The organism is Pelagimonas phthalicica, from assembly GCF_004364805.1.
Lineage (GTDB): Bacteria > Pseudomonadota > Alphaproteobacteria > Rhodobacterales > Rhodobacteraceae > Pelagimonas > Pelagimonas phthalicica.
In genome coordinates this window covers 1,984,680-2,005,666 of the sequence record NZ_SOAP01000001.1, presented here as the reverse complement: position 1 = coordinate 2,005,666, position 20,987 = coordinate 1,984,680, and the positions used below count along the sequence as shown (strand labels likewise).

The 20,987-nt window shown below is 58.7% G+C and carries 24 protein-coding genes; 1 reads left to right on the top strand and 23 read right to left on the bottom strand.

Translation table 11 applies throughout. The features are described 5' to 3' along the window. Nucleotides 1–73: 73 nt before the first annotated feature. A complete protein-coding gene (locus CLV87_RS09730; RefSeq protein WP_099241557.1) occupies nt 74–589 on the bottom strand; it encodes a hypothetical protein in 516 nt (171 codons plus the stop codon). A gap of 22 nt (nt 590–611) precedes the next feature. After that, nucleotides 612–1,241, bottom strand: a complete 630-nt coding sequence (locus CLV87_RS09725; RefSeq protein WP_208293331.1) for an acyl-homoserine-lactone synthase — start codon at nt 1,239–1,241, stop codon at nt 612–614. A 270-nt stretch (nt 1,242–1,511) separates the two neighbouring features. Between CLV87_RS09725 and CLV87_RS09720 the strand changes: the two genes are divergently transcribed. After that, nucleotides 1,512–2,216, top strand: coding sequence for a helix-turn-helix transcriptional regulator (locus CLV87_RS09720; RefSeq protein ID WP_166652711.1), 705 nt, complete (start codon nt 1,512–1,514; stop codon nt 2,214–2,216). A 29-nt stretch (nt 2,217–2,245) separates the two neighbouring features. On the opposite strand, the gene CLV87_RS09715 is transcribed toward CLV87_RS09720, so the two are convergent. From CLV87_RS09715 to CLV87_RS09615, 21 genes are read right to left on the bottom strand one after another with little or no spacing between them, the layout of a single operon-like run. Further along, nucleotides 2,246–2,968, bottom strand: coding sequence for a 4'-phosphopantetheinyl transferase family protein (locus CLV87_RS09715; RefSeq protein ID WP_099241561.1), 723 nt, complete (start codon nt 2,966–2,968; stop codon nt 2,246–2,248). A 2-nt stretch (nt 2,969–2,970) separates the two neighbouring features. After that, nucleotides 2,971–4,221 carry a hypothetical protein gene (locus CLV87_RS09710; RefSeq protein WP_133840743.1) on the bottom strand — a complete coding sequence of 417 codons (1,251 nt, stop codon included), beginning with the start codon at nt 4,219–4,221 and terminating at the stop codon, nt 2,971–2,973. Nucleotides 4,222–4,270: 49 nt separating this feature from the next. Then, the gene (locus CLV87_RS09705) at nt 4,271–4,981 is read right to left on the bottom strand and encodes an outer membrane lipoprotein-sorting protein (RefSeq protein ID WP_099241565.1); all 711 of its coding nucleotides are present in this window, start codon (nt 4,979–4,981) and stop codon (nt 4,271–4,273) included. Beyond that, complete coding sequence (locus tag CLV87_RS09700) at nt 4,975–6,204, bottom strand: ABC transporter permease (protein WP_166652710.1); 1,230 nt, start codon at nt 6,202–6,204, stop codon at nt 4,975–4,977. The genes CLV87_RS09705 and CLV87_RS09700 overlap by 7 nt, the downstream gene beginning before the upstream one ends. After that, the gene (locus tag CLV87_RS09695; RefSeq protein ID WP_099241569.1) at nt 6,197–6,907 is read right to left on the bottom strand and encodes an ABC transporter ATP-binding protein; all 711 of its coding nucleotides are present in this window, start codon (nt 6,905–6,907) and stop codon (nt 6,197–6,199) included. Before CLV87_RS09695 ends, CLV87_RS09700 begins: the two co-directional genes overlap by 8 nt. Nucleotides 6,908–6,909: 2 nt before the next feature. Beyond that, the gene (locus CLV87_RS09690; protein ID WP_099241571.1) at nt 6,910–7,503 is read right to left on the bottom strand and encodes a hypothetical protein; all 594 of its coding nucleotides are present in this window, start codon (nt 7,501–7,503) and stop codon (nt 6,910–6,912) included. Between the two features lies 1 nt (nt 7,504). After that, entirely contained in the window at nt 7,505–7,972 is a 468-nt protein-coding gene (fabZ, locus tag CLV87_RS09685) for a 3-hydroxyacyl-ACP dehydratase FabZ (protein ID WP_099241573.1), read from the bottom strand. Between the two features lie 17 nt (nt 7,973–7,989). Then, complete coding sequence (locus CLV87_RS09680; RefSeq protein ID WP_099241574.1) at nt 7,990–9,207, bottom strand: beta-ketoacyl-[acyl-carrier-protein] synthase family protein; 1,218 nt, start codon at nt 9,205–9,207, stop codon at nt 7,990–7,992. After that, complete coding sequence (locus CLV87_RS09675; protein WP_166652709.1) at nt 9,204–10,148, bottom strand: ACP S-malonyltransferase; 945 nt, start codon at nt 10,146–10,148, stop codon at nt 9,204–9,206. Before CLV87_RS09675 ends, CLV87_RS09680 begins: the two co-directional genes overlap by 4 nt. Beyond that, nucleotides 10,145–11,302 (bottom strand): beta-ketoacyl synthase N-terminal-like domain-containing protein, encoded by a 1,158-nt coding sequence (locus tag CLV87_RS09670; protein WP_099241578.1) that lies wholly within the window; start codon nt 11,300–11,302, stop codon nt 10,145–10,147. Before CLV87_RS09670 ends, CLV87_RS09675 begins: the two co-directional genes overlap by 4 nt. Beyond that, nucleotides 11,302–12,033: a tetratricopeptide repeat protein gene (locus tag CLV87_RS09665; RefSeq protein WP_133840742.1), complete on the bottom strand. Its 732-nt coding sequence runs from the start codon at nt 12,031–12,033 to the stop codon at nt 11,302–11,304. Before CLV87_RS09665 ends, CLV87_RS09670 begins: the two co-directional genes overlap by 1 nt. Nucleotides 12,034–12,076: 43 nt before the next feature. Next, entirely contained in the window at nt 12,077–13,399 is a 1,323-nt protein-coding gene (locus CLV87_RS09660; protein ID WP_099241582.1) for a hypothetical protein, read from the bottom strand. Between the two features lie 2 nt (nt 13,400–13,401). Next, entirely contained in the window at nt 13,402–14,382 is a 981-nt protein-coding gene (locus CLV87_RS09655) for a glycine cleavage T C-terminal barrel domain-containing protein (protein WP_099241584.1), read from the bottom strand. After that, a complete protein-coding gene (locus CLV87_RS09650) occupies nt 14,383–14,691 on the bottom strand; it encodes an acyl carrier protein (protein WP_099241586.1) in 309 nt (102 codons plus the stop codon). It lies immediately after the preceding gene. Beyond that, complete coding sequence (locus CLV87_RS09645; protein ID WP_099241588.1) at nt 14,688–15,434, bottom strand: 3-oxoacyl-ACP reductase family protein; 747 nt, start codon at nt 15,432–15,434, stop codon at nt 14,688–14,690. Before CLV87_RS09645 ends, CLV87_RS09650 begins: the two co-directional genes overlap by 4 nt. Beyond that, nucleotides 15,431–15,889 (bottom strand): YbgC/FadM family acyl-CoA thioesterase, encoded by a 459-nt coding sequence (locus CLV87_RS09640; RefSeq protein WP_099241589.1) that lies wholly within the window; start codon nt 15,887–15,889, stop codon nt 15,431–15,433. Before CLV87_RS09640 ends, CLV87_RS09645 begins: the two co-directional genes overlap by 4 nt. Further along, nucleotides 15,886–18,198, bottom strand: coding sequence for a beta-ketoacyl-[acyl-carrier-protein] synthase family protein (locus CLV87_RS09635; protein ID WP_099241591.1), 2,313 nt, complete (start codon nt 18,196–18,198; stop codon nt 15,886–15,888). The genes CLV87_RS09640 and CLV87_RS09635 overlap by 4 nt, the downstream gene beginning before the upstream one ends. Nucleotides 18,199–18,207: 9 nt before the next feature. Further along, nucleotides 18,208–18,960, bottom strand: coding sequence for an SDR family NAD(P)-dependent oxidoreductase (locus tag CLV87_RS09630; RefSeq protein WP_099241593.1), 753 nt, complete (start codon nt 18,958–18,960; stop codon nt 18,208–18,210). Continuing rightward, complete coding sequence (locus tag CLV87_RS09625; RefSeq protein ID WP_099241595.1) at nt 18,957–19,610, bottom strand: hypothetical protein; 654 nt, start codon at nt 19,608–19,610, stop codon at nt 18,957–18,959. Before CLV87_RS09625 ends, CLV87_RS09630 begins: the two co-directional genes overlap by 4 nt. Before the next feature lie 35 nt (nt 19,611–19,645). Then, nucleotides 19,646–19,951, bottom strand: coding sequence for an acyl carrier protein (locus CLV87_RS09620; protein WP_099241596.1), 306 nt, complete (start codon nt 19,949–19,951; stop codon nt 19,646–19,648). A 12-nt stretch (nt 19,952–19,963) separates the two neighbouring features. Further along, entirely contained in the window at nt 19,964–20,788 is an 825-nt protein-coding gene (locus tag CLV87_RS09615; protein WP_099241598.1) for a hypothetical protein, read from the bottom strand. Between the last annotated feature and the right edge of the window lie 199 nt (nt 20,789–20,987).

Genomic DNA, 20,987 nt, shown 5'->3' with positions numbered 1-20,987 from the left:
AGGCCAGCGCTCATTATTAGCGCCCGTCCATGAGTTCGGCCAACTTTGGCTAGGTCGCCCGTTGAACACAGGCTCAAACCGGCCTGAGCCGACTCAAGGCTTGTTCCAATAGCGCAGGATCGGTTTCCTTTGCTTTGGTCAGGAACGCGGTGCTCTGGTTTGAGGGATCTTCAGCTTCAATCATCTTCGCAGCAACGCAGAGCAGACCAACCTTTTCAAAAGGCGACAAGTCGTTGAAGCCGGGATTGTCAATTGCGGCCTGGATCCTTTGTTTCAACAAGGCCTGTGTTGAGTCCGCTAGCTCCAAAGTCAGGACCGACATTGAGGCGACAAAAACAAGCTCTGAAAACCACGGTTTGCTGGCATCCGCATTTTCAAGAGCTTCGGTCACCAAACTCTGCCCGCTGTTGCGGTAGATTCGTTGCTTGGGGGGGTGCAACCCTTGTGCCATCAGTACCAGTAGGCTGCCCTTATAGGCTTTGGCGCGGGGGTCATCGGGCGACTTGGCCAATAACCGCTCCGCTTTGCCAAGTGCGGCGGGGATCAAATCCCCGCCCTGCTCGATTGCGTTTCTGTAGCTTTGCTTCATTTTTCTTCTTACTTAACTTGAATCAGGCCGCATTGCGCATTGGGGCACCCGAATTGTCAGGCGAGACCAAACGGATTGCGGTGGCTGGCGCTCGGTACAGGGGAAGATCCACACCAAGCTTGGTGCGCATTTCTTCGAGCACGGTTTCGTTCACAGCGAAGGAGGCGCAGCAAACAGGACGCTTGCCATAGCCATCTGCCTTGCCGTGCATGTCGTATTTCAGACCAGCGCGGCGGTAGACACGGCTCATGCAAGGTTCAAAGTTGGACACCAAACGATTGATCCCGTGGAACAGCCCCACCTCGCACAGACCCAACAAGAGCAGCGAGAAGGCGCGCCCTGGATCCATATCCGGGAAGTCGCGGGAAATGGCGTCTTCGTCCACGCACATCCGTGTGCCTTCCCATACGTCATGCTGTTTCAGGTCGTCGCTGAACTCATGGGTGCGCCCAAAGACATCATGCAACAGGGTCGGACCGGCAGTCGTCATGAGGCGAACACAACCATAAAGTGTCTTGCCGTCATCGCTGCACCAAACGAAGTAGCTGGCGTTCTCAGCGTCATAGGCATCGATTTCCAGATCGCCGTTGACTGGAACCTCCCAGTTGAGTTGATCTGCGAACACTTTCTTGCGCAACTTAAACACTTCCATAACAAGTTCGATTTTGTTAGCAACTTCATGTGGTTGGATGGTAGTGAACATTTTCTCAAGTCCCTTGCAGCTTGAGAAAAACCTACCGTCGCGCTGCTTTTACCAATATCCGCCCGCCTGATGGTACCACCTTCGCCACACACAATTGGGGGGGTTGCCTGCAACAAAAAATTTGAAAAAATAGTCGCCTGTAGATTGCATCTTTTGTCATGATCCTGTCGGATGTACTTGGTAACTGTACCGAGAGATTCGTTAAGGAGTGGCTGTGCCATGCCATTTGACTATGAGAGCGTACTGAACGACCTGTTGCTGTCTAACAGCGTGGCGGATGCGATAGCGGTGTTACAGGGCTGTTGCGAAATCGACTTTGTCACATTCCACCTGATGAACAGCGTGTCCGCGCAGATGGACAACCCCTTTGTCAGAACCACTTATCCGCCGGAATGGGTCACCTTCTATTTACTGAACAACCTTGTGGCGAGTGACCCCGTCTTGAAGGCGGCCACCGTCGCCAAAAAGGCGTTCCTCTGGTCCGATCTGGATCTGGCAGGCCCGGAACTTGATTTTCTGTCCAAATCCAAAGACTTCAAGATCGGACAGAGCGGGTATTCAATCCCCTACGAGGATGAGATTGGTCGGCGAAGCGTCCTGTCCCTCAACTCTCACCTCGATGACGAAGCCTTTCGTGACTTTATCGCGGTGAAAGGTGGCCAATTGCAGTTATTGGCGCATGATCTCCATATGAAAGGGGTCTCTGAGGCCTTTGCCGAGGCAGGGGATGTGCCACATCTGTCACCGCGCGAATATGAATGTCTGAAGTGGACGTCCCTTGGGAAATCCTATTCCGAGATCGCTATCATCCTTTCCTTGTCCGAACACACGGTGCGCTCTTATCTCAAGATGGCGCGGGTCAAACTGGACAGCGTGACCCTTGCTCAGGCTGTCACCAAGGCGACTCAGATGGGTTTGATCTGAGCCTATCCCATCTGTGGTCGCCATCCGGCCTAGACATGACGCAAGCTTAGTGGCCCGGCCTCTGGACCGCTCAGGCAAACGGATGCCGAGACGCCAACGCCCATGCGAAAGTCTAGAAAGTGGCACGGAATGGGGGCTGCGCTTGGGTCCATGGCGATCTTGAACAGTTTCTGCATACCGTATCCCAACCCCTCGCCCTGCATTTTGCCATAGGCCTCCATACGCGTCCAAAGCTCTTGCGGAATGAAATGCGTTTGCGCGCGGCGGGCCTGACGGCTGCCAAAGAGCTTGTCAAAACTGTCGGCCTGTTTGGGGCTGAAGCGTTCGATATCCAACCCAACGCGGCGCCCTGCGGTAATGCAGACCGCAAAGCCAAATGCCCCGTAACTGATGGAAAAATCCAACGCGTCGCGCGGTACGCCATAGCGTGGATGCAGACCGGGCCGCCCTTCGCTGTCATTGACCAGCTCGATCTCAGGCCCAGGCATATCCAGAACCGCCCCCAGCATCCGGCGCAACTCGACCCGCGCGGCCAGGGCCCGGTGGGTTTTGTCTGGCCGCGGAGACCGCTCGAGCCTTTGCCTGTCACGTTTGGTCAATTGATCCAGCATATGAGACGGCAGCCGGTAATTCGACAGCAAGCGCTGCATATGCAGCTGGGCTGGGCCGCCTGGCCAGTTCAGCCTTTTGCGCTGCTGCTCGCGGATGGAAAGGACTTTGGTTCCGGCGGTCGGTGTCGCAATCAGGGTCATGATCAGAACTTCATTGTTGTATAGATGGCAAGGGCATCACCCTCGGGGCGCAGGGTGAACTCGCTGTTCTCCCCGCCATATTTATGTGTGGCCGACAGGCCGAGCGTCGCTTGTTCACCCAATGGCATTTCCAAGCGCAGCCCCAAACTGCCAGAGCCGTCATCCAATCCGTGCAGAACCGTCAATTCGCCGCTAACAGGTTTGCCAAAAAGGGAGTCATGGCTGACCCGCAGAAATCCGTAATTCTGCCGCAGCGTGTAATGGTTCAACAAACCGTTGAGCTGGTTCAAAGATTGGCCATGCACGGCGGATTGGGTTGGGGTGATCGTGTCAAGCGCGCTGACGATCCGGTCCCATTCGCTGTCCGAATAGCCGCCGGCGTCACGGGTATATTCCGCATTCAAAGATACGCCATTTTCAAAGGTGTAGCCAAACCCCAAGGTAACAAATGGATGGACCTTGTCGGTATCCCGCGTGTCCAACAACAAATGCCCCAGGGGCGACGTGCCCGAAATAGCCTGTTTATCGCGCCCCTTACGGAACGTGGCATCCATATAGATGACCGATGCATCGCCAATTCCCCAGCTGAACGACAGTGCCGCACCGGGCCGATTTCCGTCTATCAATGCCACAGAATAATCGCCCGCCCCGCCCGCCATCAGGCCGGAAAAGCGCAACATGGCAAAGTCTTCTTCGATGCCCAGCCGCGGGTCTTCGCTATCCGGGGCGTAAATCAGGGACAGGCTGGATCCGTTGTCAAACAACAGATCCGCACCGATCATCTCGGTTCCTTCCACGTCGCTTCGGGCCTGACCAGAGGGGAAAATCCTGTTTTCCGACAGGGGATCGTGCAGAACGTCTGCCGGGTTCAGCCCATAGGCCTGCCCGTATGACAAAATGCGACGCCCCCCGAAAACGAACAGTGATTCACCCAAAAGCAACTCGGCAAAAGCTTCATCCGTGAAAGTCTCGACTTGTCCGTCACGTGCCTCGGCGCGAAACTGCGCGGCCAGGCTTAAACGCCCATAGCTCAGCTTTGCGCCCATCACACCTGACATCCCGGCCAGCGCATCCTGATAGCCCGAGGCATCGGGATCTGGCACAAGGTCTGTTGCGGCCAAACTTGCGCGTTTGCCATACAGGCTGACCCGCCCCGTCAGATCAAATTCGAGATCCGTAGCCCAGGCTGGGCCCGTGGCAAGCAAGGCCAGACTTACCGTCAAAGCTGTTGCTGACTGTCGAAACATCGTCATGTCTACTCTCCGAAATTGGGTCTTTGGGGCGGGGTTGTTTGGCGTTGGGTTACAGGCGGTTCAGGTTGTTGGGCTGATACCAGGCGGCCGGGGTCTTGGCCTTTTTGAAGCTGCTATAGGTCATGGTGGTCACCTTGCCGCCTTCGAGGTGATCAACCACCTTGAGCTGGGTGGGGCGGCTGGCCCCCAAAACCGACTTGTAGCCACCAAAATGCATCGTCTTCAGTTTGCGACCACCGCCCGCATAAAATACCGCCTGTTTGGGCGCGCCGGAGCTGGCCACTGTCAGATCAATCCGGGCATAGGCTGCGGATTTGGTCTTGGGGGCCAGTTGCAACACGATGGCATTGCCGCTGCCGGATGTGCTGACAACCTTGTAATCGCTGGAATAAACCGTGCGCGCGACGTCGGCAGAGGACACACCGCCCAGCACGCGCTGTTGCGGTGAAATGCGCAGGGCGCGGCGGGTTCCGGGAACAAAGACCCACATGTTCTTGTCGACAAACAGAATAGAGCGACCAGCCATTTTGGTCGGCTTGGTGTAGCGCACAAGCCCCTTTGTGGAGTTTTGAACCGACACTTCCAGCTGTTCAGTCTTGCCACCGGAATTCAGTGTCAGGTCAAAGGTGAAGTTCGCTCCGGGTGCGCGGATATCGTCCACTTTGCGCAGCAGGGCGGCCCCATCTGCAGCCCAGGCACCAGCGGCGGCAACAGACATGGAAAGAGCGATGAGGGCGGGTTTGATGATGGATTTCAGCATGGTTTTTGCAAAGCCTCTACAATATTGACACGGGACGCAGCCCAGGCAGGGTAAATGGAAGACACCAGCGCAGCGGCGACCGAGACGACAAAGCCTTTTGCCAGCACGGCGGGTGTCATGAGGAAGAAGGCCTGATAGCCTTGCGACATGGAGGGTGGAGGCGGCATTGGAATGCCTCCGATCATCTCGATCCCCCAGGAAATGAGCAGTGACAGGATCACCCCAACCGTGCCGCCCAGCAGCCCGATGAAAAGACCCTCGTTGAGGAACATCTGCATGGTGGTGCCTTGGGTGGCCCCGATGGCGCGCAGCGCGCCGCTTTCGCCCATGCGTTCAAAGACCGCCATAGTCATGGTGTTCGCGACCGAGAACATCACAACCACCGCAACGATGCCGGAAAAGATGCGAAACAGCCCGTTATAGAGCGACACCACCGCCTCGTAGAACCCAGCCAACTCGTCCCATTGGCGGGTTTCATAGGCTTCGGGCAGCGCAGCAATCGTGGCCTCGATCTCTGGGCGCAGAGCCGGCAGATCAGCGGTGTTGTCAAGCATCACCACGACCCGTTCCACGGCTGTGGTATCCATGACGGTTTGCACCAGATCGCTGGGTACCTTGGCAAAGACACTGTCATATTCGGTCGATCCGGTGCGCACGATGCCCACGATCTCAAAATCAACCGCGTTCAACATGCCGTCCAGTGAGGTCGTCATCACAGTGACCCAATCGCCGATCTCGGCCCCCAGCCCTTTGGCCAATTCATCGCCAATCACACCGACCTGCGTATCACCGGGCAGCAGATTGCGCCCTTTGACGACGATCTCGAAATCAGCAAAATCCATTTCACGCAGCGGGTCGACACCCGTGACCGACATGTTGACCGAGGCCTGCCCAGTTGTGCCAATCCCTGAGAAACTGACACGATGGGTGACGGTTGAAACACCCTCTATGCCTTCCAAAGCCTGTTCCAAGGCATCGACTTCGTGGATCATGACCGAGGCCGGATCGGAAACGTGTTTCTCCCAATAACCCTCGGCATAGATCTGCATATGACCCAGCTGAGTCCGGATGGTGGTTTCGCGCAGACCCTCAAAGGTAAAGTTGATAAAGGCACCAAAGCAGGTCAGCGCACAGCAACCCACTGCGATGGAGAGAATGGTGATGGTTGAGCGGCGGGCATTACGAAAGATGTTCAACGCCGCGATGTAGAACAGATCAAGCATGTCGGGCCACCTCATTCAGGGTTGGAACCACCTGCATGTGCAACTTGCCTTCGCTCAGGGAGATGATTTGGCGCGCATGTTCGACCACCAGATTGTCATGCGTGGCGCAGAGAAAGCTGACCCCGTGATGAGCGTTCAGATCGCTCATCAGGTCCAGCACCCCTTGGGCTGTTTTGCGGTCCAGATTGGCGGTAGGTTCGTCGGCAAGAATAATGCGCGGGTTGCAGACCAGCGCACGGGCAATGGCGACGCGCTGACGCTGACCGCCAGACAATTTGCCCGGCAGTTTGTTGGCATGGTCAGAAAGGCCGACCAAAGCCAACTTTTCGCGCGCAATCTCCATACGCTCGCGCCGTTTCACCCCTTGGAAATAGAGCGGCCAGGCGACGTTTTCCGCCGCTGTCAGAACCGGCAACAGGTGAAAGCTTTGGAAAACAAAGCCAATGGTTTCATTGCGGAACTTTGCCAGCTGCTTTTCATTCAGCGTGGCAATATCTGTGCCCGCTATGGTGATCGTGCCGCCATCGGGGCGATCCAGCGCACCGATCATGTTCAACAGCGTGGATTTGCCCGACCCGGACGGGCCGCAAATCACAGCAAAGGCGCTGTCAGGGATTTCCAGATCGGCCTGATCCAGCACCGTCAGCGAAAAGGCTTCGCTGGCATAGGTGCGGCAGACCGATCTGAGCGAGATCTGACCCATGATCAAGACCCCGCCAATTTGCGCGCAGCGGCAGCTTTGCCAACCCAATCGCCCTGATCCGCGGCCTGATCAGCCAGCATGTCATAAATGCCGACCATATGCGAGGCCATGCTCGGGGCTTGCGCAGCGCTAAAGATCTTGTCCAGCGCCAGCCCATCCTCAATCGCAGTCTCGCTGCGACCAAACATGGCAGGCAGATTTCCGGCAACGCTGGCGCGGATCAGCCGCACGGTAAAGTCATCCGGGGCCATGTTGACGGCCTGATCCAAAAAGCGCAGCCCACGATTGGTAAAGCGCACCTTGTCAGTTACAGACCGGCTGTCGCGCGCCGTAATAGCATAGCTCGAGCCCAGATAGGCGACCGCCATGGCATTGCCTGGCTCGGCCTTCATCAGATCAAGGAACGCTTCAACCGCCTGTTCAGTGGCCGCCTTATCCCCGGCGCGGCCCGCATCATGCAGGGCAATCGCGCTTTCCAATGCGGTCTGCGCCGCAATGACCGGAGTGGCCGGGAGCACTGCCATAGCCACCACCGGCCCGTAGGCGGCAAAGGAGGCGAGGCAAAGCGCGCGGGAAAATGTGCTAATCTTGCTCATATCAGTCTTCCTTGGGGGCTGTGGCCAGGTTCATGTCGCCAGAGGCGACTTGGCCATTCTCAGTGGAAATGCGGGCTTTGACCTTGGTCATCTGGCCCATACGTTTGACCAGGCGCACCTCGATGCGCAGCTGATCACCCGGTTGCACGGTGCCGGAAAACTTCATGTTGAAGCCGACACAAAAGAACCGGGTGGTCGACGCATCCGGTGCATCGCCGGTTTCGTCACCGGTTGGTCCCATAAAGGCCGAGGCCTGGAGCGCCGCTTCGGTGATCAGTGCGCCGGGCATGATCGGGTAATCGGGGAAATGGCCCTGAAAGTAGGGCTCATTGATCGAGACATTCTTGATCGCCACTGCATAGCCCGGCCCGTTCTCATCGATCTTGTCGATCATCAGGAACGGGTAGCGGTGCGGCAGACGGGCCATGATGGCCTGAATGTCATAGGAGGTGGTTGCCATGTCTTTCATGTCATCAAGTCCTTGTGTCAGGCCAGTTCCATCAGAACCGAGCAGTTAGAGCCGCCAAATCCGAGCGTGTTGGACAAAACCAATGAGGGCTGACCAGTGCGGGCCTCTGGCGCGCAGGACAGCGGGTTATTGGCTTCGGCTTCGCGGAAATTCACGGTGGGCGGGATGATGTTCTTGGCCCGGGCCGCCATGGCCGCGACCGCGTTCATGGTGCCTGCCGCGCCCAACGTGTGCCCGACCATGGATTTGATCGAGGCCGCGGGCACTTCAGCGGCGCGTTCACCCAAGACGCCATGCAGGGCCTTGGCCTCGATCGCGTCATTATGCAGGGTGCCGGTGCCATGGGCGCAGATGAAATCCACCTGCGCTGCATCGGCCCCACCCATTTCCAGCGCCTTGCGCATGGCGGCCATTGGCCCCTGCGCGGTAACATCCGGCGCGGTCATGTGATGGGCATCTGATGACAGCCCGTAACCGCGCAGCTTGGCCATGACCGGAGCCCCTCGTTTGGCGGCGAAATCCTCGGCCTCGACAATCATCAGCGCGCTGCCTTCGCCCAGAACCAGCCCCTGACGATCCTTGTCAAAGGGGCGGCACAGCTCGGGCGACACATTGCGCATCACCGAGAACCCAGCGGCAGAGACTTCGGACATCGGGTCAAACCCGGCGACCAGCACAACATCAGCCTTGCCCGCGCGGATCAGATCCTGTGCCGTAGCCAGAGCCAGATTGGACGAGGTACAAGCGGTCGAATACACCAGATTGGGGCCCATGAACCCGGTTTCGATGCACAAACGATAACCCGGTGAGTGCAGTGAATAGTCCCGCAGCGTGCTAGGGCGGCGTTTGCCAGCCCGCTGACCGCGATAGTAGCCCATCCCGGTGCGCGCGCCGCCAAGGGTGGAGCCGGACAGAACCGCGCCGCGCCGTGGATTGACGGTGGCGGGGTCGAGCTGCGCCATCTCCATCGCCTGATCAAAAGCGGCCAGCGTCAGGGCCGAGCTACGATCCATACGCTTGTCGCCCCGCTTGATGCGGATGGCCTCGGCGTCAAAACCGCTGGCTTCACAGGCGCGCGGATTACGCAATCCATCAGCGGGAAAGCTGTTGATATCGCCCAACCCGCTTTGGGCCTGGGCCATAGCGCTGCCAAACCCGTCGAAATCTGTGGCAATGGCGTTGATGACACCGCATCCGGTGACAACGGCGCCGCGATTGGACATATGCGGGATCATGCTGCGACCTCTTGCATTTGGGGAGTGTGGGCGGTGATGGCGCGATCCATCAGCGCAGGAACGCCGGTGCTGGCAGGTTTCAGGGCGGGGTTGAACCTCAGCATCAAGCCAGTCAGCACCTTGCCCGGGCCGACCTCGATCAGGCTGTCGGGGGCTTGGTCGGCAATCCGCGACATCACCGCAGTCCAGTTCACCTGACCCGTCATATGGGTCAGCAGATCATCCTGGATGTCGCGCCCCGAGCGCATAGGTGATCCGTCTTTGTTGGACAGAACCGGACAAATCGGGGTGGAAAATGCGGTTTCCTTGATGCGATCCGCAAAGGCGCGCGCTTCATTCGCCAAAAGCGGGGAATGAAAGGCACCGGACACGTTAAGAGGCACCCATTTGCCACCTTTGGCCGTCAACACGGCGCGCGCCGGGTCGAGATCTTCGACCGCTCCGGAAACCACAATTTGCTCGGGCAGGTTCAGGTTAGCGGGCCAGATCTTTAGCTTGGCCTCTTTCAGGGTTTCCGACACGGCATCTGCGCTCAGCCCCTGGACGACCCCCATACCGCCGGCGACACGTTCGCCGGAAAACAGCATCAGCTGCCCGCGCTCGACCACCAGCTGCGTGGCATCTTCGAGTGACAGCGCACCCGACGCGGCCAGCGCGGAAAAATGCCCCAGCGAATGGCCTGCAACAAATGCTGGGCTTAGCCCCTCTTCGCGCAAACAGGCTGCGATGGCGCTGGACATGGCAAAGATCGCCAATTGCGCCCGGTCGGTACGTTTGAGATCCGGATCAGCCATTTTGGTGGTGAAGTCGCGAACGGGTTTGCCCGAGATGTCTTCGATCGTGTCCAACACGGTTTCAAAGGTTCCGCGACCGATGAACTTGGCGGCCATTCGCGCCGATTGAGCCCCTTGGCCCGGGAAAATCCAACCTGTCTGGGTCATGCGGCTGCTCCTTTGATCAGAGTTGCGCCAAACTGACCGTTGAGGCCGATGGCATTGCATAAAACGGCGTCGATCTTGGGGGTGTCCCCGGCGACCGAAGCCGGGGTGGCATTGCGGTTGATCGCGGCCACAGCCAGCGCGATTTCCACCAAAGCGGCGGTGCCCATGGCAAAGCCGGTGGAGCGTTTGGAGCTGCCCTGTGCCGGGCTTTGCGCGCCAAAAACCGTTGTGATGGCAGCGCTTTCCAACTGGTCTTCGATCTTGGTCGCGGCAGAGCCGGTTAGGATCATGTCGACCGTGTCGGCCTGTGCCTGCGCATCTTCCAGCGCGGTTTCCATCGCAGCGACAAGACCACGACCATCCTTGGCCGGGCGGCCCAGCGCGGCGGCATCATTGGCCAGGCCAACACCGGCCAACTCTGCCAAAACCTCTGCTCCGCGCGCCTCGGCATGGCTGGCGCGCTCAAGGATCATCGCCACGGCGCCCTCACCCGCAACGGCGCCGTCGGTAAGGCTACCCTGCCCGTCATAATCCGCGTGCCATTTCAGATCGCGCAGACCTTTCTGGATCGCGTCGCACATTTCGTCGGAACACAAAGCAATCACCGCTTCGATCCCCGGCTGTGCCAGCATCATCTGCGCCTGATACAGGACAGCCGTGCCAGAACAGCCAGCGGCGGGCACCACCTGAATAGGACCGGCAAAGCCGAAATGGATGCTGACCAGCGATGCCGGCGCGTTGAACACGCTTTCCTGAAAGACCCGTGGTTTGACGCCAGTGGGGCCGGTGTCGATCAAGTCGTCATAGATTTGCTGGGTCGCCGCACCGGGCCCGTTCGAGGTGCCGAACACAATCCCGACACCGCCATTCTTCGAACCACGTTCGGGCAGCATATTGGCCTGCGTCACTGCGAGATGCGTGGCCGCAACAGCATATTGCGACACCAGCGGCGCGCGGGACAGTTGCCCCGATTTCAACATGCGACGCAGATCAAGCTTTTGCGCCTCAGCAGCCGGAAGGCCGTTATCGTAGCGCGAACAGGGGGTGAAATCGGCATCCCCATCTGTCTGCGCGTCCCATAGACCGTCCAAACCGGTCCCCCAAGGGCCAACAAGGCCAAGCCCGGTAATGGCAATTCTGTTATCCGTCGTCATTATCCGAACTCCTTCCGGAAAGCGGTCAGTTTTTGTTGATAGGTGGCGGCCTGCTCGGTCTTGCCTTGCTCGGTCAGCACGTCGGCATAGGCGCTATAGAAATCTCCGCGCCATTTGGCCGAGCGCAGAACATCCGCGTGTTTCGGGTTCAGGTCGGGATTGGCTTCCCACTTGGCCAATTGATAGAAATCGGCCAGAGCCAGATCATGATCCGCCAGCACAGCGGGCATATTGATCACCGTCGCGGCCCGGATCAGCCGGGCAACCGGATCGGTCGGATCAATGGCGACGGCCTCGGACAGCAGAGCTTCGGCCCGCTCCACATGATAGATACGCACAAACCCGGGTCCGGGCAGCGCCTGCCATGCGCCTTGCATTGGAAAATCGCGTGCCATCAGTGAATGCGCCGAACCAAGATAGGCTGTGGCCGATGGAAAGTTTGGCATGTCGCTGCGCGCCACTTCCAACTGGCTGATCGCTTCGCGGGCCCATTTGGGGTCGTGGGTCAGTTGCGCGATGTCATAGGCGGCCTTTCCGGCTGTATATGGGTCGCCGAACTCGCCATGTTCTTCGGACCACAGCGCGCGGGCCTCAGTTAGGCGGGGTTGATCCACCATGGTGGTCTTGATGATCGGGGTGCCATCGGCATCCGCAACCGGGCTGCATCCGGTGACGGTCAGCCCATAGACCACCGCCAAAACGCCCATGCTGATCCAGGTACGAGAAGTCATCTTTAATACGCGTCCTATGGTCCAGGGTTTGGTTGGATTTGAGTTATTCGGCTGCATGAACCACCTCATGCGCATAGGGTTTTGGCTGCGGCTCGGCCGGGCGTAGATGTAAAATCTCCTGCACGGCCAACAGCTTGAAAAAGCGCTCGATCACATAGTCGTTCAGCATGTCGCGCACTTCGCTGCCTGTGGTGTTTTGCTGATCGAGCCGAACCATACGGGCAAGATCCAGGGCGAGAGGCTGTGCCGACAGGCCATACCCGGTTGAGCTGTCTTCGCAGGCGTAAGGGGCATCGGTGATCGGCGCGAAACCGATTTTGGAATAGAGCTTGATCTGCCAGGTAAAGCTGTCGTTGAGGATCGTGTGCACACGCTGTTCTGCGGCGGCCTCGATCACGCATTTGAACAGACCGGTCAGCAACCCACGCTCCAGACGGTAGCGCTGCATCACACCCAAACGCCCCATCTCGACCACGCCACCGCGTTTGCGGTAATCATCAGCGCTGAACTGGGCCTCGTGTTCCACCGGCAGGCCTAGGGATTTGTGATCCAGGAACATACAGATCCCGCCCACCGCATTGTCGCCGTCAAAGACCAGGAACGGAATAGAATGTCCGTCGCGCTTGGCATCCGAAGCACGGTGCTCTGCCTCAATCTGGGCTTTGTCGATCTTGCGGCGCGGCCCGGCGGCGCGTTGCAGATCGGCGCGATAAGCTTCAGCGATGGTGGCGTAGAACAGATCGTGATCTGCGGGTGTCTGCACCTGACGAAAGGTGAATTTGCCCATTTGGTGGGTTTTCTGACGACCATGCGCCGGACCCATGGTGACAAAGTTCAACAGCAGCGTGCCAACCGCCCCAGCAATCATCAGCACCATCGGTACAATCAGAAAGGCCAGATTGGGCATCAGGAAGAACGCTGCGCAACCGGCCAGCACATGCAGGCTGCCCCACATGATCGACATATAGTTGTGCAGCGGCGCATAGCCGACGCCCCGGCTGTAAACCATGGTAAAGGGGCGTTTCGCCAACAGCAGGCCCCAGACCAAGGCCGCCAGCAGGAAATACACCGCCGGGGCCGCGTAGGCAGACCAGGCGATATCGGGCGCATAAAGGCGCGCGCCCGACAGGATGGCGTAAAAGCCGGTCATCAGAGCCGTGACGGGGGACAGAACCCCGTGGCGACGCTCCAACAGAAAAAGCATGGCATACAGGCCCAACGATACGAAGGGTGCCAGCTCCATCGGAGCGAAATACAGGCTCATCAGAGCCAGCACCATAACGGCGAGGCCAATCAGCATCAGCCTTGTGGCGGCCCGCAGAAACGGGCCGTCGTTGAATGTGGTATCGTCGGAAACCTGCGTCATGATCAGGCCGCCTGACCCAATGCGTTGGTGACCGATTTCGACAAGAAGGCCGGGGCCGACACAGTTTCCGCCACGCCGAACGAGCTGCCCAGAACCAGACCAGGCACCGCAAGGTCCGCGTCGATATAGGCCAGTGCGACGGTCTTGCCTAGCGTCTCAGAGGCATAGGCAGACCGGATCTCGCCGACAGTTTCTCCGTCAACGTCCAAGGCACCCGTGGCGGCATCGCCGTCAACAACCATCAGCACGCAACTGCGGCTGGCTTCGTCACGACGCGCATTCAAAGCATCCGCCCCGCGCAGATTGTCCTTTTGGAAATCGATCATCCATTGCAGGCCAGCGTCAAAGACCGAAGCTTCGTCGGCGATGTCGCGTGCGCGATTCAGGATTCGCATTTCGGCCATCATGACCGGAAAGGCGCTTTGATCGGTGATGATTTCCTCGCCACCTTCAGCGGTCAGGGCCGCCATCGTCTCGGCCTTGGCCTCGCTTGCGCCAAACAGGTGCAATTCATATTCGCCAAAGAACCCGATCCGCGCCGCTGTCACACCAGAAGGCAAATCAAAAGCGTTCAGGAAAGCGATGGACGGGATGTCATCACCCAGCGCCGCTTCGGCCATGGCCTCGGCTTCGGGGCCGGTCAAAACCATGTGGAACTGAGTGTCAGCCTGATTGGTGACGGCGATGTCAAAGCTCTCTGCCAGTTCGCCCAGCACCTCAGCCACTGGCGCGGCCTCTTCTGGTTCTGCGACCACCAGGAAACCGGTTTCAGTCGCAATCAGCCAAAGGATCGCCTGCACGCCGCCATCCAGCGACGGGATCAGAGTGTTCATGGCCTTGCCTTCGAACAGGTCCAGCACATTGCCGCCGACAACACTGTCCAGCGCATCCACAGCGTCAGAGCCGGTCACTTCGAAACGCACCCAGTTTTCCAGGTCGACCAGACCAGCACGGTTACGGATTTTATCATAAGCTACGGACATTTACGCCACCTCTGCTTGCAGTTCACCGCCCGAGATCACCAGATCGACGATGGAGTTGATGGAACGGATTTCCTTCATGTGTTCGTCTTCGACCCGCAGGCCGAATTCGCTTTCGATAGCCACAACGATTTCCAGTGCATCGACGCTGTCCAAACCCAGACCGACGCCAAACAGCAGGCAATCATCGGGGATATCCGCCGGTTCTTTTTCCAGCGCGAGACAGTCAATCAGCGCCTCTTTGAGTTTCAGGGTGGTTTCCTGACGCGCGGATGCTTGCGCGCGCGCCTGTTCAAGGGTCAAGGGGGTCATACATAGCCTCCGCCAGAGATGTTGATGGTTGTGCCGTTCACGAATGTGGACAGGTCCGAGCCGAGGAAGACGCAGGGACCTGCGACTTCTTCCGGTGTGCCAACACGGCCCAAGGGAATATTGGCCGTGATGGTTTTCTTTGCCGCTGCGGGCATTTTCTTGGTCAAATCGGTGTCGATCACGCCGACATAAAGCGCGTTGACCAGAACGTTGAATTTGCCCAATTCACGCGCCAGGGATTTGGTAAAGCCGACCAGCGCGGATTTGGAAGCTGCATAGTTGCACTGCCCCGGACGCCCGGACAGGGCCGAGATCGAGCTGACCTGAATGATGCGGCCCGAGCGTTGCTTCATCATCTGCCGCGCCGCTTCGCGGGAACATTGATACGTGCCGCGCAGGTTGACCGAGATGACGTCGTCGAAATCCTCTTCCTTCATCATCATCAAGGGTTTGTCGCGGGTGATGCCAGCGTTGTTGACCAGAATGTCGAGACTGCCAAAAGTCTCGACCGCGGCCCCCACCATGGCGCGGGCACTCTCTTCTTGATCGACGGACCCGATTGAGGTGATGACCTGCGCACCAGCGTCTTTGATCAGCTCAACCGTTTCATCCATTTCCGCCGACGCGCGCGAGGCGTTCACGACCAGATTTGCCCCTTGTTTGGCAAACTCGACCGCGACCGCGCGACCAATTCCGCGCGACGCCCCGGTCACCAGGGCGGTTTTTCCTTCCAGCAATTTCATGATGTCACCTCTGCGACGGGGTTGGTTTTGATGGTGTCAGCCGCCTGAAAGGCAGCCATGACATGGGCAGGGAACAAAGCGGGCTGATGCCTGATCCGATCCATGCAGATGATTTCGGCGGTGACGGTGCAGATCTCGACCGGGCCTCGTTTGATCTTGGTGATCCAGGTCGAGCTGGCGGCCTTCAGCTTGCCCAGGCTCGATTGGATGGTCAGCAGATCGTCAAACAGCGCCGGCGTGTGGAACTTCATCTCACAACTGCGCAGGGCGAGACCGTAGTTTTCCTTGGCAAAGAGATGCCCGACATCCAGCCCCAAATGGCGCATGATCTCGTTCCGGCCCCGTTCGGCCAGCTCCAGGTAGCGGGGATGATAAACAATCCCCCCCGCATCCGTATCGCCGAAAATCACGCGATATTGGGTGACCGGAAAGGCGTTGCGTGCAACGATCGTCATGCGGCACCGCCTTCCAGAACAAAGGCAAAGGCCTCGCCGATCACATCATAGCCCGTGGCCAGAGTGACGCCCTTTTCAGGCAAGAGACCGGCGATGACGGTCATCAGTGGCCCGGATGACGGCGCATAGCCAAAGACATCCGCCGGGCGGATCGCCGGGGGCACGTCAGCGCCAAAGGTCGCTTTCAAGGCATTCGCCGTTGCACGGGCCGTCGGAGCCAACCCCTTGTCCAGCAGCACGATGCGGGTGATTTGGTCAGCCGATTTGCCCGCCTGTTCCAATGCTGCCTTTTGTGCGCGGATCAGCGCTTCACCAGATTTTTCGACCGACAAGTCGACTGGATCCTGGCGGGTCGCCCACCCTTTCAGGCGTGCAAGAACCTGAGCGCCACGTGCCTCGGCCGCCCCGCGCCGTTCCAAAGTGATGGCCCCGCCAAATTCACCCAACGCGTCAGCGCGACCTGCGCGCGGAGCCTCTGGATGCGACACAACGCCGGTGCGGTGATAGATGCGCTCCAACCGCTCGGTCATTTCATCACCGGCGACAACAGCCACCCGATCCTGACGATCCACAGCCGCCAGATCCGCCGCATAGGCCAAAGCCGCCGCCGATCCGCACACGGTCGTGGTATAGCCTTTGATCTGATAAGCCAGAGAGGTCGCACCGCCCGTGGCATTCATGGTGATCATCGGGAAATAGTGGGCGTTGGCCAAAGCCGGATCGCCCTGAAACACCGATTCCATGAATTTCTCGGTTGGTTTCTGCGCCCCGAAAACCGCACCACCGATCAGGCCAGAGCGCTGGTTTTCTGCATAGATCTCAGCGTCGTCACCCATCGCCTCTTTCAACGCGACCAAGGCGTGCTTGGTTGTGGGCGAGGTGCGGGCAAATGGTTTCAGATCCGGGGTTTTGAATTTGAGCGGCCCGACCTTGGCCGTTGCAAACCCGCTGGCACCAGTTTCGGCAATTGGCTCATTGGTCAGCAAGGTTCTTTCAAACACCTCACGGCCCAAACCGGCAGCGCTACAGGCTCCGGCACCGGTGATCACGATCTCGTCGACATTGGACGCGGGCAGCACGCTTTCGGCAGCCTCATGGCCGACCCGGACCAAGAGCGAAGAGTTATTGCCACCAAAGCCAAAATTGTTCACCAGCAGGGTCGTATCCGGCCCGGCGGCGCTGTCCGATTTGGCAAAATTCAGCGGCTCGACACCATCGCGCAGTGTTTCGATACGCAGATTGGCCGGGGCCTTGCCGTGTTTGGCCATCAGGATCGAGGAAATCGTTTCGATCACACCGGAAGCACCCAGCGTGTGCCCGTAATACCCCTTGGTCGAGCTGACTGGCACGCTGTCCCCGAAGAGCTTGGCAATGGCGCGGCTTTCAGCACCATCATTGGCCTCAGTCCCGGTGCCATGGGCGTTGACATAGCCGACCTCGGCAGCCTCGACCGCGGCATCCTTCAGAGCAGCAACAATGGCATTTGCCGCCCCTGCACCGTCTTGATCGGGGGCTGTCGCGTGGTGTGCATCACCTGACAACCCATATCCCAGGATGCGACCGTGATCTTGTGCGCCCGGCATGTCGCCCCGCGTCAGGATCACAATCCCGGCCCCTTCGCCAATGGACAGGCCGATATCTTGCCCAAAGGGAGCGGATTTTTCCGCGGCCAGCGCCCGCAAGGCGTTGAAACCCGCCATGACCGACAGCGAAACCGTATCAGCCCCGCCAGCAATCACTACATCAGCCTCGCCTTTGCGGATCATATCCGCTGCAACGCCGATGGCTGAATTCGAGCTGGCGCAGGCCGAGGAGATTGTCAGCACCCGACCCCGTGCACCGGACAGGCGTTTGATCACTGCGGTGCAGTGGGATACCAGCGTGGCCGAGATGACCTTGGGGTCCATTGTGTCGATGGCATCGTCGATCACGCCGCGCGCCACGTCTTCGGTGCGCACCAGGCCCGAATGCGAAGAGCCAAGGCAGACCGCGATCCGGCCCGGATCAACCTCGCTCAGGTTCAGACCGGATTGTTCCAACGCTTCACGATAGGCGGCGATGGTGAACAGGGTCGCCCGGTCCATCCAATCCGCTTCGCCTGCCTCCAGATCAATCTCGACATCCTTGCCAAAGGCCGAGGCCTGATCTGACAAAAAGCGTGACGCGTCAAAGCTGGTCACTGTTCCAATACTGTCGCGCTGTTCCAGCAGCGCCGTTTCCAATTCGGTGCAATTGGTCCCCAGCGGGCAATAGACACCCATGCCGCGCACCACGGGCGCAGCCTCATAAGCCGTAGAAATGTGTTTCATGATAACCCTTTAGCGCAGGAACCCGCCGTCAATCCGTTGGATGACGCCATTCAGGTAAGAAGAGTTGGAAGAGCCCAGGAACCACGCGGCATCCGCCACTTCATACGGTTCACCCATGCGCGGAGAGGCCGAGGCAGACAGCACATGCTCGTACATTTTTGGTTCGAGGATTTCGACCATTTCGGTGCGGATAAAGCCCGGAGCCAGGGCGTTCACACGCACACCCTCAGGCCCCAATTCGCGGGCCAGCAAACGGGTCGCCCCCATCAATCCGCCCTTGGTGGTGGAATAGGGCACCTGCCCCTCTTTGCCGGTGACACCTGCCATCGACGCCATCATCACGACTTCACCGCCACGTCCAGCCTTGGCCGAGGCGATCAGCTCGTCTTTGGCGGCGATGGTCAACAACATCGGAGCAACCAGATTGCACTGAATCAGACCGGCATATTCCTCAGGGTTCATCGCCGCAAAGGCACCGTCATAGGCTCCGCCAGCATTGTTGATCAGCGTATCAATCCCACCGAACCGGTCCTTGGCCGCAGCAACGACACGGGCGCAGGCCTCGGCATCAGACAGATCCGCCTGCAGCATCAAGACTTCGGCACCTTTTGCCTCAAGCTCGGCCTTGGTTTCATCAGCGGTTTGCTGGTTCGAGCGATAGACCACCACAAGGCGGCACCCCTCATCAGCATATTTATGGGCGATGGCACGGCCAATGCCGCGGGTCGCCCCAGTGATCAAAGCGATCTTTGAATAGCTCATGCCGCCATCTCCATCACACCTTTGCCCAGGCACAGCAGACCACCATTCAGCGGCAGCGACCCTTGCACGGCCTGCGCGCAGAAATCGGCATATTCGCGGGTCTCATTGGGGGAGAAACGCATCGTATAGACCTTGAGCTGGTCGCGTTGGCTACGCCATGTTTTCGGATCAACCGTTTCCTTGGACGGCTGGGACAGGATGGCGTTGTATTTGATGCCCATGCGGCCATATTCCTTGGCCAAGGATTTCAAGGCCGACACCCGCAACTGATTGGCAATCGGGTTTTCCGGCAGGCCAACCAGCCGCGCAGCCACATCATCAATGCCCAGGAACAAGACGTGACCCGTTTTTTCCGTCATCATGGCCTGCGTGGCCAGACGACAGTTGATCAGGAACTGCATCGCATCTGCATGAACCTGTTTTCCGAATTCCAGCGCCTTGGCTGGGTCGTAAAAAGCGTCGCGCATGGCTTGGGCTTCGCAGCGCTCTGGGGGAGTGAGAACCAGAGCACGCGGAGCGCCATTGGCGGCGATGGCTTCGGACAAGCCACCGCTGCTGGCCGAGACATCAAAGATGTCGTCGCCTTGCGCGGCGCAAGCATCTGCCACGCTTCGCGCCAGGGGATGGTTGAGGTTTTCAAAGAAGATCATTCACTATGTCCCGTGATTGAAGGTGGCAAATTGCGTTAGGCGGCGGCGCTTGCTTCGAGATGCAGAGACACGGTTGTCGCCAGTTGGCGGACGGTCGACGCATTGGAGGCAATGAAATCGCTGTCGATTTCCGGGAAGGTCACGCCAAATTCGCGCTGCACACCGGCCAGAACCTCGAGCGCATCCACCGAATCCAGATCCAGCCCGGTTTCTTCGAACAGCATCGTGTCCAGTTCGATTTCTTCCAGTTCAATGCCAAGCTCTTCGAGTTCGAGGCCTTCAAAGATCACGACGTTGCGGATCTTTTCGGCAACTTCAGGAGCAAATGCAGAGGTGTTCATGGTTGGGTTTCCTTATGAAGAAATGAGGTCAGAGGAGAGGGAAGAAGCGGCGGCTGGCACGTGATCGAGTTCCAGTTTTGCGCGAGCCAGCCTTTTCCCACCGCGCAACAGCGTGGCGGAAAAGCGATTGGGGGCGTGCTCTTTGAGCTTCAGCTCGGCAACATCCCCCGGAAGAAGCGGAGATTTAAAGACAAGGTCGTTCAGGCGACGCAGCCCCATGCCCGGACGGTTATGGCTGGCCGCCTCAAGCATCATTTCGGCAATCAGAACGCCGGGGGTCAAAGGAGCGTCTGGAAAGTGGCCTGCATAGACAGGGCAGTCACACCGCATGGAAACCGACATCATGATCTGGTCGCCATCTCGCTGGTAGTCGGTGACGTCATAGATTGGCGCGTCTTCGGGCACGTCGACATGCACCGGTGTGCGATGGCCGTCCCCCGGTGACAAATGCACAAACCCGGCCATTTGGGCACAAACGATGCCATTTCTGTTCAGAAATTCAGCCTTGAAGTCATGAAATGCCCCACGCGTTCCACTGTGCCGCAATTCAACACTCTGAAGACTTTCGGCCATGAAATCCCAAGCAAATTCGGTGATGCCTGCCAAAACGCCGCTGGCAGATGTGTCACCCAATCGGCTCCGGATCAGCACCCCCATGACCTGGGCAGCATATTCCACGGGAAGCACGCTCAACTCTGGGCAGGCGGCCCATTTGGTGGCGGGCGGGTTCGCTGGAACCAGCGCCATAGCCCGATTTTCTGATGTCAAAATCACCTGTTCAACAAATCGGAACGGCGGTTTGTGGCGCAGGATGTCGGCGGCGTTGATCGTCTGCATTGCGTCACTCCTCATCTCGGTTATGTGGCTCGTTCTGCCAGCGTTGTGTCGATGAGACTGTTTTAGAAAATGACCGCTATTGCCGATATCCACCCGAATGGCGGTACCGTTCCGGGCACATACAATTGAGGGTATTGGGATTGGGTGCCGGGACCATGGCCAATCGGCTCGCGTCGCAGACATGCCTATGAGACCTACA